The following is a 15,596-nucleotide window of genomic DNA, read 5'->3' on the forward strand; positions in this document are numbered from 1 at the left end:
TGGATTCAGAATGCTAACTTCAGACAAAACTGAAAAAGGAACTGGCACGATGAAAAATCTCATTGCTGAATTGCTGGTCAAGCTGGCACAAAAGGAAGAGGAGTCAAAAGAGCTGGTTGCTCAGGTCGAAGCGCTGGAAATTGTGGTCACCGCGCTGCTGCGACAAATGGCGAAAACCGATCAACAGGCGTTGATTGAGAGCGTGGAAGGCGCGCTGGACAGCGTCAGGCCTGAATCGCAGGTTCCGGTTGAGGATGCCGAGATGCTCCACCAGTACGTAAAGAAGCTGTTAAGGCATCCGCGCACCTAAACCGTCACAGGACGTAACGACGTGTCATAGAATTGTCATGCAGGATGCCTATAGTCGCTCTGTTTTTATTTTTATGTATTTGTACATGGAGAAAATAAATTGAAACAGAGCGCACTTTTCATCGCATTACTTCCCCTGTTAATTACCCCTGCCGTTTATGCCGATACTGCCCAAACCAGCGTGCTGGATAATCGCGCGGCAAAAGGGGATATCACCCAGCCTGGCGGCGCACGCCGTTTATCAGAAGATCAAACTGCCGCTATTCGCGCTTCGCTGAATGATAAGCCGGCGAAAAATATTATTCTTCTTATTGGCGATGGAATGGGGGATTCCGAAATCACGGCGGCGCGAAATTATGCCGAGGGTGCGGGCGGCTTTTTTAAAGGTATCGACGCATTACCGCTGACCGGACAATATACCCATTACGCGCTGGATAAAAAAACCGGTAAACCGGATTACGTCACGGACTCCGCGGCCTCTGCTACGGCGTGGTCCACCGGCGTGAAAACCTATAATGGCGCGCTGGGTGTGGATATTCACGAAAAAGATCACCAAACCCTTCTGGAGATGGCAAAAGCGGCGGGCCTTGCGACCGGCAACGTCTCCACCGCTGAACTTCAGGATGCAACGCCTGCGGCGCTGGTGGCGCACGTGACCTCGCGTAAATGCTACGGCCCGTCAGTGACCAGCGAAAAATGCCCGACGAACGCGCTGGAAAAAGGCGGCAAAGGCTCGATTACGGAACAGCTGCTGAACGCGCGTCCTGACGTGACCCTGGGCGGCGGCGCGAAAACCTTCGCAGAAACCGCGACGGCGGGCGAGTGGCAGGGCAAAACGCTGCGCGAGCAGGCGCAGGCCCGCGGCTATCAGCTGGTGAGTGACACCAGTTCGCTGGCAGCCATCACCGAGGCGAACCAGGACAAGCCGCTGCTGGGGCTATTCTCTGACGGCAACATGCCCGTGCGCTGGGAAGGACCAAAAGCCTCTTATCACGGCAATATTGATAAACCTGCCGTAACCTGTACGCCTAACCCGAAACGCACGGACAGCGTACCGACGCTGGCGGCGATGACTGATAAAGCCATCTCTCTGCTGAGCAAGAGCGAAAAAGGGTTCTTCCTGCAGGTGGAAGGCGCGTCGATCGATAAGCAGGATCATGCGGCGAATCCGTGCGGCCAGATTGGCGAAACCGTCGATCTGGACGAAGCGGTGCAGAAAGCGCTTGAGTTCGCGAAAAAAGACGGTAACACCCTGGTGGTGGTCACCGCGGACCATGCGCACGCCAGCCAGATTATTCCGCCAGATACCAAAGCTCCGGGCCTGACGCAGGCGCTGAATACCAAAGATGGCGCCGTTATGGTGTTGAGCTACGGTAACTCTGAAGAAGAGTCCATGGAGCACACCGGCACCCAGCTGCGCATTGCAGCCTATGGGCCGCACGCGGCAAACGTGGTAGGCCTGACCGATCAAACGGATCTGTTCTACACCATGAAGGCGGCGCTGGGTCTTAAATGATAAAATCCCGGCGGAAATCACATCTGTCGGCTGGTTTTTTTCCTGTCAAGAACCAGACTTACAGGGAATGTTCACAAAAGGATGGTGCAATGAAAACAACATTACTGGTTACTCTGCTCTCTGGCCTGTTCCTGATCGCATCGGCGAACGCGGAAGAGAAGACGCTAACGCCGCAACAACAGCGTATGACCACCTGTAATCAACAGGCGACGTCTCAGAGTCTGAAGGGAGATGCTCGCAAGACATACATGAGCGACTGCCTTAAAAACGGCGCCGCGAAGCCGGCTGAAAAAAGCCTGACGCCGCAGCAGCAAAAAATGCGCGAGTGTAATGCGAAAGCAACCGAACAGTCCCTTAAAGGGGATGACCGCAGCAAGTTCATGAGCGCGTGCCTGAAGAAAAAAGTGTAGTCCAAACGGGTGAGCGGCTCCGGCGGCTCACCCGAAATTTCATACTTTCCCCGCAGACCCCCTCTCTATAATTTGGGAAAATGTTTCAGAATATTCCCAAAAATGATGAATGATGAAACGTATTACAACAAAAAGCGCATTCGGGAAGAGTGGAATTTAACCCTTTCTCAGGATGACCCTCACCGCGCCGGCATTCAGTTTGCCCGGCGAGTGCGGCTGGCGCGCGCCGTCGGGCTGGCGGCAATGTTTTTCCCCGTTGCGGGGATGCTGGTCACCCATTTTTTACCCGGCGGCTGGTGGCTTTTACTGGTCGGGTGGTCGTTCGTCTGGCCCCATTTTGCCTGGCAACTGTCCTGCCGTGCCGCTTCGCCCCATCAGCAGGAAATTTTCAATCTTAAAATCGATGCCATTATTGCCGGGCTCTGGATCGGCGTGATGGGGATGAATGCGTTACCCACGGCAGCGCTGGTGATGATGGTGGGGATGAATATGATGGGCTCCGGGGGCTGTCGCCTCTTTATCCCGGGGATCGCGTTGACCCTGCTCTCCGCGCTGGTGACGCTGCCACTCGTCGGGAAGGTGGCCGTCTTCAACCCCGACCTCGTGGAGTGGGGCTTAACGTTACCCGTACTCGTGCTTTATCCCATGCTGTTTGCCTGGCTCAGCCACCGAACCGCCGTCAGGCTTGCGGAACATAAGCAGCGGCTGGAAATGATGAGCACACGAGACGGGATGACCGGGGTCTTCAACCGCCGACATTGGGAAATGCTGCTGCGAAATGAATTTGAGCATTGTCGGCGCGACCACAGCACCGCCACGATACTGCTGATTGATATCGACCACTTTAAAAACATCAACGACACCTGGGGGCACGACGTGGGCGACGAGGCGATCGTTGCCATTACGCGTCAGCTCCAGCGGTCGGTGCGGTCAGGCGATGCGATCGGCCGGTTTGGCGGGGATGAGTTTGCGGTGATTATGTCGCAGACCGCGGCGGAAAGCGCCATCGCCGTGATGTCGCGACTGCATGAGCGGCTGGAAAAGCTGACGTTACCGTGCGCGCCAAAAGAAGCGCTGCGCATCAGCGTAGGTGTTGCCCCCTGGGGGCCGCAGTTTGGACACTATCGGGAATGGCTAAAGGCGGCTGACGTGGCGCTGTACAAGGCGAAAAATGCCGGGCGCGGCCGCACCGAAGTGGCCGCCTGACGCCCGGTCAGAAATCAGGATTTACTCAGCTTCTCTGATTTTTCCATGCATTTTGCCATCGCTTCAATGACGGCCGAGCGGAACCCGCGCTCTTCCAGCACCCGCACCGCTTCGATGGTGGTACCGCCCGGAGAGCAGACCATATCTTTCAGTTCACCCGGATGTTTGCCGGTTTCCAGCACCATTTTGGCAGAGCCCATGACGGCCTGCGCGGCGAACTTATACGCCTGCGCGCGCGGCATTCCGCCAAGCACGGCGGCGTCGGCCATCGCTTCTAAAAACATGAACACATAGGCAGGGGCTGAGCCACTCACGCCGACCACCGGATGGATCATCGATTCGGCAATCACTTCTGCTTCACCGAAGCAGCGGAAAATATTCAGCACGTCGGCCACTTCTTCCGTGGTCACCAGCGCGTTAGGCGTGACGGAGGTCATGCCGGCATTGACCAGCGAGGGGGTATTGGGCATCGCGCGGACGATTTTACGATCGTGACCCAGCGCGCGCGCCAGCTGATCGAGCGTGACGCCTGCGGCAATCGACACGACCAGCGTCTCTTTATTTAGGCTGGAGGTGATATCGCTCAGCACTTTGATCATGATGTTCGGCTTGACGGCACCAAAGACGATATCGGCGACCTGGGCGACTTCCTGCGCGCTTTCGGCGGCGTTGATCCCGTATTGATCGCGCAGTGCGGCGACCTTGTCCGGTGACGGGGTATAGACCCAAATCTGACCCGGCAGCACCTGCCCGCTGGCGATCAGACCGCCCAGGATGGCTTTGCCCATGTTACCGCAGCCGATAAACCCGATTTTCTTGTCCATCACGATTCTCCGTCATTATGCGTTGTTTTCTCTGATTGATAGCTTAACAACGAAATGCAGGCGACAATAGTCGGCAGAGTCATTATGGGGAGACAATATGGCGATTTGGGTTGATGCGGACGCGTGTCCGAACGTGATTAAAGAGATTTTATTTCGCGCCGCCGAGCGCGTTCAGATGCCGCTGACGCTGGTGGCGAACCAGAATATTCGCGTACCGCCTTCGCGGTTCATCCGCTCCTTGCGCGTGCCGGCCGGGTTCGACGTGGCGGATAACGAAATTGTTCGCCTGTGCAGCGCGGAGGATCTGGTGATCACGGCGGATATTCCGCTGGCTGCCGAAGTGCTGGAAAAAGGGGCGGCGGCGCTCAATCCGCGCGGGGAGCGTTACTCGCCTTCGACCATTCGGGAAAAGCTCACCATGCGCGATTTTATGGATACAATGCGGGCCAGCGGCGTGCAGACCGGTGGACCGGACAGCCTGTCCCAGCGCGACCGTCAGCAGTTCGCTGCCGAGCTGGATAAATGGCTGCTGGAAGTGAAGCGCCGCACAGCGTAATGATAATTATTGTCAATTTGTGGTACAGTGTGACCTCCACAGGGTTGTCATCCCGTACCGCTTTGCAGTAAAGTAATCGCAACATCTTCTGCAATTATTTCTTTACACTCTTCAGCCATTCGGCATCAAGGGGAACACCTGGCATGACCCAACCCATCTTTTTAGTTGGCCCCCGCGGCTGTGGGAAAACCACCGTTGGCCTGGAGCTGGCACGCGTGTGTCATCGCCAGTTTGTTGATACCGACCACTGGCTGCAAACCGAGGCCGGAAAAACCATCGCTGAGATTGTTGAGCAAGAGGGATGGGAGAGCTTTCGCGCGCGCGAAACGGCCGCGCTGAAAGCGGTCACTACCCCGTCTGCCGTGATCGCGACCGGCGGTGGCATCGTTCTGGCGGAGTGCAATCGTCACTTTATGCGCGAAAAGGGGATTGTGATTTATCTCAGCGCGCCGGTGTCGGCTCTGGTAGGGCGGCTGGAAGCCTTTCCGGAAGAGGGGCAACGCCCCGCGCTGACCTCCAGGCCGCTCAGCGAAGAGGTGAGCGAAGTGCTGGCCGAACGCGATGCGCTATACCGCGAAGCGGCTCACCACGTGGTGGATGCGTCAGTCTCTCCCGAAGAGGTTGTGATTCAGATTATTACCGCCCTGCGTTTGGCTTGTGCCAGCTAACCGGCGTCTATACTTATAGCTCAGACATAAAAAAAGGATGAGCTATGCCAACCAGACCTCCCTATCCGCGTGAAGCGCGCGTTGTTACCGTTGAAAAAGGCCATACGGGTCATACCGTGACCTGGTATCAACTGCGTGCCGATCACCCCAAGCCGGACTCGCTGATCAGTGAACACGAGACTGAACAGGAAGCGCTGGATGCGAAACGACGCTACGAAGATCCCGATAAAACCTGAATGTTTTCCTAAACGCTCCAATATCGTGCCTGAATCACACTTTTTACTCATCGGGAAAGTTAAGCAGGAGTTAATATTTAGTTATTACAAGTAACTCCGGTATCGGCAGGCGATCTTTACATTTCGATGTCGGGATCACCTGCTACGCTTGGTGCTGTTTTGTTGAAAAAATGAACTGTGCAGCGTAGTGAGCCTGTACCTGTGTGCACGATGTTGGAGTAATGGAAGGCGATCAAGATGAAGGCAACGTTGGCGATCCTCACCATTGGTGTGGTCCCTGTAAGCGAAGTGTTACCGCTCTTAACCGAGCATGTATCTGAACAACAGATAACGCATCTTAGCCTGCTGGGGAAGATGAGTCGGGAAGAGGTCATGGAAGACTACGCTGTCGAGGTGGGGGAGGATCCCCTGGCGACGTTATTAAGCGACGGTAAACTGGCGCATGTTTCACGTCAGAAAATCGAGCGCTCGCTGCAGGGCGTAATAGAAGTGCTCGATAATCAAGGTTATGACGTTATTTTGCTGATGAGTACCGCGCCCATTAAGGGCCTCACGGCGCGTAATGCAATTTTGCTGGAGCCGATGCGGATCATTCCACCGCTGGTGGCCTCCATCGTGGATGGTCATCAGGTGGGGGTGATCGTACCTATTGAGGAGCTCATGGATAACCAGGAGGCAAAGTGGCACGTGCTGGAAAAAGTGCCCTTGTATGCGCTGGCAAATCCGTTCTGGGACAGTGAGGCCAAGCTCATTGCTGCCGGGAAGGAGCTGCTTGAGAGAGGGGCAGATGTCTTGATTCTGGACTGCCTCGGTTTCCATCAGCATCATCGTGATCTGCTGCAAAAAGCGTTGGATGTCCCCGTGCTGTTATCTAACGTTCTGATGGCTCGCCTGGCCTCGGAACTCCTCATGTAATGATTTTGCGTGACAGGTGATGAGCATGGCCCCTATAGTGAATTTTTATCTAAAAATATAAGGGCCAGTTCATGCTTCAAAGTAACGAATACTTTTCCGGTAAAGTGAAATCCATTGGTTTTACCAGCAGCAGCACTGGCCGCGCCAGTGTCGGCGTTATGGCGGAAGGGGAATACACCTTTGGCACGGCGGAAGCTGAAGAAATGACGGTCGTCAGCGGGGCGCTGAACGTCTTACTGCCGGGTGAAACGGAATGGAAAGTTTACGCTGCCGGGCAAGTTTTCAACGTCCCTGGCCACAGCGAGTTCCATTTGCAGGTCGCTGAACCTACCTCTTATCTGTGCCGCTACCTGAAATAAAAAATAAGCCGGGTGGCGCTAACGCTTACCCGGCCTGCGTTTTGCCTGTTATCTCTGCGCTTCGCCGCCGAGACCTTCCACCAGATTCTGAATCAACGCGGCCAGTTCGCCGGTCATGAGGATGAAGTCCGCGTCAAAGCGCTGGGCGTAATCTTCCCTGTCGATATCTTCGTTCTGATCGCGCAGCTCGTCGCAGAACTTCAGACGCTTCACGGAGCCGTCGTCGCACATCACGAACTGAATGCGCTGCTGCCAGTCGAGCGCCAGTTTAGTGACCACTTTGCCCGCTTCGATGTGTACGGCGATCTCGTCGCTCACCAGATCCTGCTTCTTCGCGCGGATCACGCCGCCATCTTCCAGCAGGGCTTTCAGCTCGGCTTCATCAAGGATCTGGAAACCCTGAGCCGCAGCGCCGCTGCGTACCCATTCGGTCAGCGTTAGCTCGATCGGCGTTTCCAGCGCCAGCGGAACGACCGGTAAAGATCCGATGCTTTTACGCAGCAGGGCCAGCGTATCTTCTGCTTTCTTGGCGCTGGCGCAGTCCACCATGATCAGCCCGTTGACGGTGTCGATCCACATCATGGTCTGGCTGAAGCGGCTAAAGGCGCGCGGCAGCAGGGAGTGCAGCACTTCGTCTTTCAGCGAATCTTTTTCGGTCTTTTTCAGCTTGCGGCCCTGTTCGGCTTCCAGCTTGAAAATTTTCGCTTCGAGCGCCTGCTTAACCACCGGCGTCGGCAGGATTTTCTCTTCTTTACGGGCGCAGACGATGATTTGACCCGTGCTGCTGGCGTGGGTCAGTGCATCGCTTTGTGAACCCATTGGCGGCACCCAGCCGGTTTTCGCCATATCCTGGCTACCGCAAGGGGAAAAGGTATAAGCGGCTAACTGTTTTTCCATCTCTTCTGCACGCAGCGAAACGTCGCGGCTGAGACGGTAAACCATCAAATTTTTGAACCACAGCATGATAATTTCCACGGCCTTGTCGTTAAATCAGCGGGCATGATAACGAATTGTCGCATCGCTTGCATTGCTAATCGGGAAGCGTGCTTCTACTCTGTTGATAATCAAAATAATGAGGAGAGTCTTGTGCGTATTGGGATCGATTTGGGCGGCACCAAAACAGAAGTCATCGCACTGAGCGAGCAGGGGGAGCAGCTGTTCCGCCACCGTCTGCCGACGCCGCGCGATGATTATCGCCAGACTATCGAGACGATTGCCAGCCTGGTTGAGATGGCAGAGCAGGCGACAGGGCAAACCGGCAGCGTCGGGATGGGGATCCCGGGGTCGATCTCGCCGTATACCGGGGTGGTTAAAAATGCCAACTCCACCTGGCTCAACGGTCAACCGTTTGATAAAGATTTGAGCCAGCGTCTGAACCGGGAAGTGCGTCTGGCCAACGACGCCAACTGTCTGGCAGTGTCTGAGGCCATCGACGGCGCGGCGGCCGGTGCTCAGACCGTGTTTGCCGTGATCGTCGGTACCGGCTGCGGCGCGGGCGTGGCGTTCGGCGGGCGCGCCCATATCGGCGGCAACGGCACGGCAGGCGAGTGGGGCCACAACCCGCTGCCGTGGATGGATGAAGACGAGCTTAAATACCGCGCTGAAGTGCCGTGCTACTGCGGAAAGCAGGGCTGTATTGAGACGTTTATCTCCGGCACCGGGTTTGCGACCGACTACCACCGTCTGAGCGGCCAGCCGCTCAAGGGCAACGAAATTATGCGTCTGGTCGAAGAACAGGATCCGGTCGCCGAGCTGGCCCTTAGCCGCTACGAAATGCGGCTGGCGAAATCCCTGGCGCACGTGGTGAATATTCTCGACCCGGACGTGATTGTGCTCGGCGGCGGCATGAGCAACGTTGACCGGCTGTACGCCACGGTACCGAACCTGGTAAAACAGTGGGTGTTCGGCGGCGAGTGTGAAACTCCGATCCGCAAAGCTGTCCATGGTGACTCCAGCGGCGTTCGCGGCGCGGCGTGGCTGTGGCCAGAATAAAAGCAAATAATGTTTATTCCCTCTCCCTGTGGGAGAGGGCCAGGGTGAGGGCACCAGACCGCACCATCCCCCCATTTATTCCACCGCAAACACCTTATCCAGCCTGCTGTACCCCAGCCCGTTGATTTTCTTCACCTTGATCTGCACCGGAATGCGCTCTTTCATTGCCTCAACGTGGCTGATCACGCCGATGGTTTTCCCGGTGGCGTTCAGCGCGTCGAGCGCATCCAGCGCGGTATCCAGCGTTTCACTGTCGAGCGTGCCGAACCCTTCATCCAGGAACAGGGAATCGATCCGCGTTTTATGACTCACCAGGTCGGAAAGGGCCAGCGCCAGCGCCAGGCTGACCAGGAAGCTCTCGCCGCCCGAGAGCGTACGGGTATCGCGCACCGCGTCCGCCTGCCAGGTATCGACTACTTCCAGCTCCAGCGCGTCGCTGGCCTTGCGCTGCAGCAGATAACGCCCGTGCAGACGGTTAAGCTGCTGGTTAGCAAGCCAGACGAGATTATCCAGCGTCAGCCCCTGCGCGAATTTACGGAACTTGTCGCCGGTGCTGGAGCCGATCAGCGCGTTCAGATAACCCCAGTCGTCAGCCTGGCGCGCGGCCTCTTCAATTTGCTGCATCAGCGCCAGCTGGTGCTGACGGTTATCGCTGTCCTGCTTAAGCTGCTGGCGGATCTCGCCCTGATGCGTCGTGTTCTCGCGAAGCCGTTGCGCCAGCTGCTGCAGCTGGCTTTGCAGCGCAGGAGCATCTGCATCGAGACCTTCCGGCCGCAGCGCCAGATGAGCCTGTAGCTGCTGGTTAGCCTGGCCGGAAAGGGCCGCGGCCTGCTGTATCTGGCTTTCCAGCGACTGTTTCAGCTGTTCGAGGCGACGAATAGCGTCGTCATCCAGCAGAGCGGCAAGGAACGCGTCCCGATCGGCAAAACAGCTCGCTGAGAGCGCCGCGGTGAACTGCGTCTGCGACTGAAGCAGGCGCTCTTGCTCCAGCTTTTCCTGCTGCTGCTGCGCGGTGAGCTGGCTCTGTAGCGACACGCATTCGTCGTGCACGTCGCGCCAGCCGTCAGGAATGGCCGGTTCGGCCTCTTCGCCGTTCGTTTCCGGAAGCGTGTCGAGCAGCGGCTTCAATGCGTTTATGCGTTCCAGAAGCACGCCGTGATGCGTTTGTTTCTCCTGCCACTGCGCGAATTCCGCTTCGCGGGCGTGCAGCCAGGCGGCTTCATTGCCGTCTTCAGGTACGTTAAGCGATAGCGAAAGCAGGGTGCTTTCCAGCGCCTGGCGCGCGGCCGTCAGCTGCTGCTGATGCTGTCGCTCCTGCACTTCCTGATCGTTTAGCTGGTTTTGCAGGGTCAGACGCTGGCTAAGCTGATAGAGATGGCGCTCGTACTGTTCCTGCTCGTTCATCCATGGCGTGATATCTTCCTGAATATTCAACGCGATGTTCAGGGAAGTGCATGCTTCCATCCACTCTTTAGTGAGCGCTTGCTCTTCCTGAGAGAGCATCTGCGCGTCGTCACTCTCGCGCTGGATCTGCTGCGTCAGGGCCTTAACCTGTCCCAGCACCAGCAGGCCTTCCTCTTTAAGCGCGGCGACCTCTTTTTCCAGAGCATCACGGCGGCGCTGGTTATCCGTCAGCTCAAGAGACTGGTATTGCTCAACGGCGGGATGCTCGCTGGAGCCGCACAGCGGACAGGGTTTGCCTGCCTCAAGCCGGGAACGATAGCTTTCCAGGTCTTTAATCGTCGCTTCGCGTTCGCACAGGGCCTTCAGGTCCAGATAGTGCTGGTGTTTCTCTTTGTACTGCTGGCGGCGCAGCGTCAGCGTTTCATTGAGTTTATATTGATCGGCCTGGGCCTTCTGCACGCTTTCACCGCTCTGGCGCAGTCGCTTTTGCAGCGGCTGATAGCGGGCATGCAGCGACGTTAGCCGCTGGCGCAGCGTGCGTGACCGGGACTGCTGCTCCATGGCCGCGCTGACCTCATCCGCCGTCAGCGTCAGCGCATTTTCCGGCATCTCGGCCAGCCTGTTGCGTAATTCACTCATCTTCGCAGCAAGCGAGGCTAACTGCGTTTTATCGCGGTTAAGCTGTGAGAACTGGGCACGCCAGCCGGCAATCTCCTGCCCCAGCAGGCGATAGCGCTCGTGATCCGCCAGCCACTGCGCCAGCTCCGTCAATTCGGTCTGAAGCTGCTCATGATTCCGCTGGGCGGTATGACGGATCCGCGCGCGCAGCGCGGTTTTGGCTTGTAAGCGAGTATTTACTTCGATAATTCGCTGCTGGGTTTGCGTCAGGCGAGCGGTTTGCTCCTGCTGATGCTCCCAAAGCGGTCGAAGCTGGGCGGCAGGCAGAGCAAGCTGGAGCTTTGCCAGCTCTGGCGCAGCGTTCGTCAGCGCCTGCTGCGCCTGCTGCTGCATCGCGGTGACGCGCTGTCGCTCAAGCACGAGCTCATCATGGCGCGTAAGCCACTGAAAATCTTTGTGCTGTCTTTGCTGCTGAACCAGCAGAGTTTTCTCTTCGTCAGTAAGTGCCTGCAAACTTTGCTGCAACTGCTGCTGTTGCTCTTCGCTCAACAGCACGACGCCCGCCGCCTGCGCCTCGCATTTTTCAAGCACGCTGCGGGCGGCTTTGTGTTTCTCAAACACCATGGCGGAAATCTGGCCGTAGATCTCTGTGCCGGTCAGCTCCTCCAGCAGCTCGGCGCGATCGCTCGGCTTGGCATTAAGGAAGGCGGCAAACTGCCCCTGTGAGAGCAGCATGGAGCGGGTAAAGCGGCCATAGTCCAGCCCGGTGAGCGCAGCGGTTTGCTCCAGTTTATCCGTCACTTTATCGGCCAGGATTTTGCCATCTTCACAGCGCGCCAGCTCCACGCGCGGCGCCTGCAGGTTTCCGTCCGGCTGGTTGCGCGCCCGGTTCTGGCTCCAGAAGGCGCGATAGGCGGTGCCTTTTACCTCGAACTCCACTTCCGCCAGGCACTCGGCGGTGTCGCGCGTCATCAGGTCGTTTTGCGCCTGAGAAACCTTCTGCAGTCGCGGCGTTTCGTGATAAAGCGCCAGACAGATGGCGTCGAGCAGGGTGGTTTTGCCTGCCCCGGTTGCGCCGGTGATGGCAAACAGACCGTTGCTGGCAAACGGCTCCGCGGTAAAGTCAATTTTCCACTCGCCCTTGAGGGAGTTGAGGTTTTTCAGGCGCAGGCTCAAAATTTTCATGCGTTTTCTTCCTCATCATTGAGCGCATGCAGGGTATGGCTGAACAGTTCGTTGAGTCTTGCGCGCTTCGCGTCGTCAATTTCCTCCTGCGAGAGCCTGCGTTCAAACACCTCTTCAACCCGCAGTTCACTGAGCGTTTCGCGTTGCGCGCTTAACAGAATTTTCTCGCGCTGCTCGCGGCTGCGGCGTACCAGTAAGACTTCGACGGGCAAATCTTCCGTCAGCGCCTGAATTTTACGCTGCATATCGTGCAGGTAGTCATCGGTGGTGATTTCGATATCCAGCCAGACGGGCGGGTTAAGCGTCGCGCCGCGCCACTGCTCAAGCTGGGCGGTAATGGCGTCGAGATCGCCCTTCAGCACCGCCAGCGGCTGGGTGACGGGCACCGCCAGCGTCTCGACGGCGTGAAGTTTCCCTTCGGAGAAGCTCACCAGATGGACGGACTTGGCCTTGCCCGTTTCGTCAAAGCTGAGCGAAATTGGCGAGCCGCAGTAGCGGATGTGCTCGCTGCCGCCGACGATCTGCGCCCGGTGAATGTGTCCGAGCGCAATGTAGTCGGCTGGCGGGAAGTTTTGCGCCGGAAAGGCGTCCAGCGTGCCGATATAGATCTCACGTACGGCGTCACTTTTACTGGCCCCGACGGTGGTGAGATGGCCGGTCGCAATCACTGGAATCGGCTGGTCGCCGCGCAGGGCGCAGGCATCGGCGTGCTGCTGGTGATAATAGTCGGTGATGGCCTGTAATAAATGCTGCTGCTTTTCCGCACCCGACAGCCCCGCCTGGCTTTGCATGATGTCGCGCGGGCGCAAAAACGGAATGGGGCACAGCACCGCCCCCGGCGTGCCGTCGCGTTTTTTCAGGATCTGCGGGGCGTGCCCGGCGCTGGCGACGACGGTGGTATTGAGAAATGCCAGGATGTCGCGGGATTCATTGAGCGTCGCGACGGAATCATGGTTGCCGGCGACAATCACCAGATGACAGCCGGTTTGCTGCAAATTCACCACGAAGCGGTTGTACAGTTCACGCGCATAGCTGGGGGGCGAGCCGGTATCAAAGATGTCACCCGCCACAATAATCGCGTCCACCTCGTGCGTCCGGGCCGTTTCCAGCAGCCAGTTCAGGAAGGCTTCATGTTCAGCCGCACGGCTTTTGCTGTAAAAATTTTGACCCAGATGCCAGTCCGAGGTGTGAAGTATGCGCATAGCTGATCCGTGGCAAAAAAGAGAAAGCAGGATTATAAACGTTCAGAGACGGGAAAATAACCGCTGTAATAAAACAACAGTTTGCCCGTTATCGTGGTACTGTTTTTCATAAATCTGTCATAAATCTGACGCATAATGGCGCCGAATTACAAACTTGTAACTTAAATAAGATAAGACAGGGCAAAGTATGGCGAGACGTATTCTGGTCGTAGAAGATGAAGCTCCAATTCGTGAAATGGTGTGCTTCGTGCTCGAGCAAAACGGCTTCCAGCCGGTTGAAGCGGAAGATTATGACAGCGCAGTGAACCAGCTGAATGAACCCTGGCCCGATCTGATTCTGCTGGACTGGATGTTGCCCGGCGGCTCCGGACTGCAGTTTATCAAACACCTGAAGCGTGAAGCGCTAACTCGCGACATCCCGGTTGTGATGCTCACGGCGCGCGGAGAAGAAGAGGATCGCGTGCGCGGTCTGGAGACCGGCGCGGACGATTACATTACTAAACCGTTTTCCCCAAAAGAGCTGGTTGCCCGCATTAAAGCCGTGATGCGCCGTATTTCGCCGATGGCGGTGGAAGAGGTGATTGAGATGCAGGGGCTGAGCCTTGACCCCACCTCACACCGCGTGATGACCGGTGAAAATCCCCTCGACATGGGGCCTACCGAATTTAAACTTCTGCACTTCTTTATGACCCACCCGGAACGCGTGTACAGCCGCGAGCAGTTGCTGAATAACGTCTGGGGAACTAACGTGTATGTCGAAGACCGGACGGTTGACGTACATATTCGCCGCCTGCGAAAAGCACTGGAACTGAGCGGCCACGATCGCATGGTGCAGACGGTCCGCGGCACGGGTTATCGTTTTTCTACCCGTTTCTGAACAATGACAGGAGTGTGACGCGTGCTGGAACGTCTGTCATGGAAAAGGCTCGTCTTTGAACTGATCTTATGCTGTATTCCGGCCTTCCTGCTGGGGGCCTTTCTTGGACACCTGCCGTGGTTTCTGCTGGCGTCGGTCACCGGGCTGCTGATCTGGCATTTCTGGAACCTGCTGCGCCTCTCCTGGTGGCTGTGGGTTGACCGAAGTATGACGCCGCCGCCGGGAAGCGGCAGCTGGGAGCCGCTGCTGTACGGTCTGCATCAGATGCAGATGCGTAATAAAAAGCGTCGCCGCGAGCTGGGAAGCCTGATTAAGCGTTTTCGCAGCGGTGCAGAGTCGCTGCCGGATGCCGTTATTCTGACAACCGAAGAAGGGACAATCTTCTGGTGTAACGGCCTCGCGCAACAGCTGCTGGGCCTGCGCTGGCCCGATGATAATGGTCAGAATATCCTCAACCTTCTGCGCTATCCCGAGTTCACGCTGTATCTGAAAAAGCGTGATTTTACCCGCCCGCATAATCTGAAGCTCAATAATGGTCGCCATCTGGAAATCCGCGTGATGCCCTACAGCGATAAGCAGTGGCTGATGGTGGCGCGCGATGTCACCCAGATGCACCAGCTGGAAGGGGCGCGTCGTAACTTCTTCGCCAACGTCAGTCACGAACTGCGTACCCCGCTGACCGTGCTTCAGGGCTACCTGGAGATGATGCAGGAGCAAACGCTTGAAGGCGCGCCGCGTGAAAAAGCGCTGCACACCATGCGCGAGCAAACGCACCGGATGGAAGGGCTGGTCAAGCAGCTGCTGACGCTCTCGAAGATTGAAGCGGCGCCGACGCTCGCGCTAAATGACACCATTGATGTCCCGATGATGCTGCGGGTCGTTGAGCGTGAAGCGCAGACGTTAAGCCACAAAAAGCATCACCTGACCTTTGAGGTCGACAATACGCTGAAGGTGCTGGGCAGCGAAGATGAACTGCGTAGCGCCATTTCCAACCTGGTGTATAACGCGGTGAATCATACGCCGGAGGGGACGAATATCGTGGTGCGCTGGCACCATGCCCCAACGGGGGCGGAGTTTAGCGTGGAAGACGACGGGCCGGGGATCGCGCCTGAGCATATTCCGCGCCTGACCGAGCGCTTTTACCGTGTGGATAAAGCGCGATCCCGGCAGACAGGCGGAAGCGGTCTGGGGCTGGCGATTGTTAAACACGCGGTGAATCACCATGAAAGCCGTCTCGATATTCAGAGCACGCTGGGTAAAGGAACCCGCTTCAGTTTCGTTATTCCGGAACGATTAATTGCCAAAAAAATAGCCTGACG

The 15,596-nt window shown here is 57.0% G+C and carries 16 protein-coding genes; 12 read left to right on the forward strand and 4 right to left on the reverse strand.

Annotation, left to right across the window (positions count from 1 at the left end):
* Positions 1-49 precede the first annotated feature (49 nt).
* From iraP to adrA, 4 genes are all read left to right on the forward strand, one after another.
* The gene (iraP, locus tag BJ885_RS00550) at positions 50-310 is read left to right on the forward strand and encodes an anti-adapter protein IraP (protein WP_023310532.1); all 261 of its coding nucleotides are present in this window, start codon (positions 50-52) and stop codon (positions 308-310) included.
* Positions 311-409: 99 nt separating this feature from the next.
* A complete protein-coding gene (phoA, locus tag BJ885_RS00555) occupies positions 410-1,825 on the forward strand; it encodes an alkaline phosphatase (RefSeq protein WP_121930959.1) in 1,416 nt (471 codons plus the stop codon).
* Positions 1,826-1,914: 89 nt separating this feature from the next.
* Positions 1,915-2,235, forward strand: a complete 321-nt coding sequence (gene psiF / locus BJ885_RS00560; protein ID WP_023310534.1) for a phosphate starvation-inducible protein PsiF — start codon at positions 1,915-1,917, stop codon at positions 2,233-2,235.
* Between the two features lie 102 nt (positions 2,236-2,337).
* Positions 2,338-3,441, forward strand: a complete 1,104-nt coding sequence (gene adrA, locus BJ885_RS00565; protein ID WP_045356394.1) for a diguanylate cyclase AdrA — start codon at positions 2,338-2,340, stop codon at positions 3,439-3,441.
* 14 nt (positions 3,442-3,455) lie between these two features.
* On the opposite strand, the gene proC is transcribed toward adrA, so the two are convergent.
* Positions 3,456-4,265: a pyrroline-5-carboxylate reductase gene (gene proC / locus BJ885_RS00570; protein WP_024906789.1), complete on the reverse strand. Its 810-nt coding sequence runs from the start codon at positions 4,263-4,265 to the stop codon at positions 3,456-3,458.
* A 97-nt stretch (positions 4,266-4,362) separates the two neighbouring features.
* On the opposite strand from proC, the gene BJ885_RS00575 reads away from it, so the two are divergent.
* From BJ885_RS00575 to ppnP, 5 genes are all read left to right on the forward strand, one after another.
* Positions 4,363-4,821: a YaiI/YqxD family protein gene (locus BJ885_RS00575; protein ID WP_010428006.1), complete on the forward strand. Its 459-nt coding sequence runs from the start codon at positions 4,363-4,365 to the stop codon at positions 4,819-4,821.
* 143 nt (positions 4,822-4,964) lie between these two features.
* On the forward strand, positions 4,965-5,489 hold the full coding sequence (aroL, locus tag BJ885_RS00580; protein ID WP_121930960.1) for a shikimate kinase AroL: 525 nt from the start codon (positions 4,965-4,967) through the stop codon (positions 5,487-5,489).
* Between the two features lie 44 nt (positions 5,490-5,533).
* Positions 5,534-5,725 (forward strand): protein YaiA, encoded by a 192-nt coding sequence (yaiA, locus tag BJ885_RS00585; protein WP_029739753.1) that lies wholly within the window; start codon positions 5,534-5,536, stop codon positions 5,723-5,725.
* 237 nt (positions 5,726-5,962) lie between these two features.
* Positions 5,963-6,640 carry an AroM family protein gene (locus BJ885_RS00590; RefSeq protein WP_047648590.1) on the forward strand — a complete coding sequence of 226 codons (678 nt, stop codon included), beginning with the start codon at positions 5,963-5,965 and terminating at the stop codon, positions 6,638-6,640.
* 71 nt (positions 6,641-6,711) lie between these two features.
* Positions 6,712-6,999 carry a pyrimidine/purine nucleoside phosphorylase gene (gene ppnP, locus BJ885_RS00595; protein ID WP_008503270.1) on the forward strand — a complete coding sequence of 96 codons (288 nt, stop codon included), beginning with the start codon at positions 6,712-6,714 and terminating at the stop codon, positions 6,997-6,999.
* Positions 7,000-7,047: 48 nt separating this feature from the next.
* Here ppnP and rdgC read toward each other — a convergent pair whose 3' ends face one another.
* Positions 7,048-7,962, reverse strand: a complete 915-nt coding sequence (gene rdgC / locus BJ885_RS00600; protein WP_023310540.1) for a recombination-associated protein RdgC — start codon at positions 7,960-7,962, stop codon at positions 7,048-7,050.
* 123 nt (positions 7,963-8,085) lie between these two features.
* Between rdgC and mak the strand changes: the two genes are divergently transcribed.
* Positions 8,086-8,991, forward strand: a complete 906-nt coding sequence (mak, locus tag BJ885_RS00605; protein WP_029739754.1) for a fructokinase — start codon at positions 8,086-8,088, stop codon at positions 8,989-8,991.
* Between the two features lie 75 nt (positions 8,992-9,066).
* Here the strand turns inward: mak and sbcC are convergent, their stop codons facing one another.
* Together sbcC and sbcD are read right to left on the reverse strand one after the other, a co-directional pair.
* Entirely contained in the window at positions 9,067-12,198 is a 3,132-nt protein-coding gene (gene sbcC / locus BJ885_RS00610) for an exonuclease subunit SbcC (protein ID WP_121930961.1), read from the reverse strand.
* Complete coding sequence (gene sbcD, locus BJ885_RS00615) at positions 12,195-13,400, reverse strand: exonuclease subunit SbcD (RefSeq protein WP_121930962.1); 1,206 nt, start codon at positions 13,398-13,400, stop codon at positions 12,195-12,197. The genes sbcC and sbcD overlap by 4 nt, the downstream gene beginning before the upstream one ends.
* Positions 13,401-13,587: 187 nt before the next feature.
* Here sbcD and phoB point away from each other — a divergent pair, with 187 nt between their 5' ends.
* Both phoB and phoR read left to right on the forward strand, forming a co-directional pair.
* Entirely contained in the window at positions 13,588-14,277 is a 690-nt protein-coding gene (gene phoB / locus BJ885_RS00620) for a phosphate response regulator transcription factor PhoB (protein ID WP_008503265.1), read from the forward strand.
* A 21-nt stretch (positions 14,278-14,298) separates the two neighbouring features.
* Positions 14,299-15,594 (forward strand): phosphate regulon sensor histidine kinase PhoR, encoded by a 1,296-nt coding sequence (gene phoR, locus BJ885_RS00625; RefSeq protein WP_029739757.1) that lies wholly within the window; start codon positions 14,299-14,301, stop codon positions 15,592-15,594.
* Positions 15,595-15,596 lie beyond the last annotated feature (2 nt).

Source organism: Enterobacter sp. WP_7_1, from assembly GCF_003688535.1.
Lineage (GTDB): Bacteria > Pseudomonadota > Gammaproteobacteria > Enterobacterales > Enterobacteriaceae > Enterobacter > Enterobacter asburiae.